This is a genomic window from Streptomyces sp. 4N509B (genome assembly GCF_052245655.1).
In the GTDB taxonomy this organism is placed as follows: Bacteria; Actinomycetota; Actinomycetes; order Streptomycetales; family Streptomycetaceae; genus Streptomyces.
Genome location: NZ_JBQQBZ010000087.1, coordinates 1 through 1,805 on the forward strand (window position 1 = coordinate 1; position 1,805 = coordinate 1,805).

Annotated in this window: 1 protein-coding gene; it reads right to left on the bottom strand. The window is 64.4% G+C overall.

Annotated features, from left to right (window positions below; genetic code table 11):
* Positions 1 to 1,769: SDR family NAD(P)-dependent oxidoreductase (locus tag ACTWP5_RS32020; protein ID WP_443224700.1), on the bottom strand; the 1,769-nt coding region annotated here is incomplete at its 3' end.
* Positions 1,770 to 1,805: the final 36 nt, after the last annotated feature.

Sequence of the window (1,805 nt, forward strand, 5' to 3'; positions counted from 1 at the left end):
TAATTCGCCTGCCCCGCATTACCAAACACACCAGCAGCCGACGAATACAACACAAACAACCGAACATCCAACCCACGCGTCAACTCATGCAAATTCACCGCCGCATCCACCTTCGGCCGCACCACACGCCGCACCTGCTCATCCGACAACGACCCCACCAACCCGTCATCCACCACACCCGCCGCATGCACCACACCCGTCAACGGACACTCGGCCGGAATCGCGTCCAGCACCGCGGCCAGCTCGTCGCGGTCGGCCGCGTCACACGCCGCCACCCGCACCCGCGCACCCGCCGCCTCCAACCCCGCCACCAACTCAGCCGCCCCCTCGGCCTCCATCCCCCGACGGCTGGTCAACACAAGCGACCGCACACCGTGCTCCGCCACCAAATGCCGCGCCAACAACGACCCCAACGTCCCCGTACCACCCGTGATCAGCACCGTGCCCTCCGGGTCCAACCCCGCCGGCACCGTCAACACGATCTTCCCCACATGACGCGCCTGACTCATAAACCGGAACGCCTCCGGCGCCCGCCGCACATCCCACGTCCGAATCGGACCCGTCCTCAACACACCCCGCTCAAACAACGCCACCAACTCACGCAACATCTGCCCGATCCGAACCGGACCCGCATCCTGCATATCAAACGCCTCATACACCACCCCCGGATAATCCACCGCCACCCGCTCCGGATCACGAATATCCGTCTTCCCCATCTCCAAAAACCGCCCACCCCGCGGCAACAACTCCAACGACGCATCAACAAACTCCCGCGCCAACGAATCCAACACCACATCCACACCCGCACCACCCGTCGCCGCCAAAAACACATCCCGGAAATCCAGATCACGCGACGACGCAATCCGATCCACCGGAACACCCAACTCCACCACAGCCGCCTGCTTCGACTCACTCGCCGTCGCAAACACCCGCGCACCAAAATGCTGCGCCAACTGCACCGCAGCCATCCCCACACCACCCGCAGCCGCATGCACCAAAATCGACTCACCCGACCGCAACCCCGCCAAATCAACCAACCCGTAATACGCCGTCAAATACACCACCGGAACCGACGCCGCCTCCTCAAACGACCACCCCTCCGGCATCCGCACCACCAACCGCGCATCCACCACCGCCAACGGACCAAACCCACGCTGAATCAACCCAAACACCCGATCACCAACCCCCACATGCTCCACACCCTCACCCACCTCAACCACCACACCAGCAGCCTCACCACCCAAAACAGCCTCACCCGGATACATCCCCAACCCCATCAACACATCCCGGAAATTCAACCCCGCAGCACGCACCGCCACCCGCACCTCACCAACCCCCAAACCACCCACCACACCCACCTCAGGCACCAACGCCAACGACTCCAACGTCCCCCCACCCAACGACTGCACCGACCAACCACCCACACCCACCGGCGGCACCAACCCACCACCCACACCCACACCCACCAACCGCGCCACCAACACCCCACCACCACGCACCACCACCTGCACCTCATCACCAGCAAGAACCGACGACACCGCGTCGACCAGCTCACTCTCGACACCATCGACCGCCGCATCGAGGTCAACCAACAGCAGACGCCCAGGCACCTCCGCCTGCGCGGAACGGATCAGACCCCACACCGGAGCACACGCCAACCCCGGCACCCGATCCCCCTCCACCGCAGCCACCGCACCCCGCGTCACCACAACCAAACGCGAACCCGACCACCGCTCATCACCCACAAACGCCCGCACCACACCCAACACCCCACCCACCAACCCACCCACACCACTCACATCCAC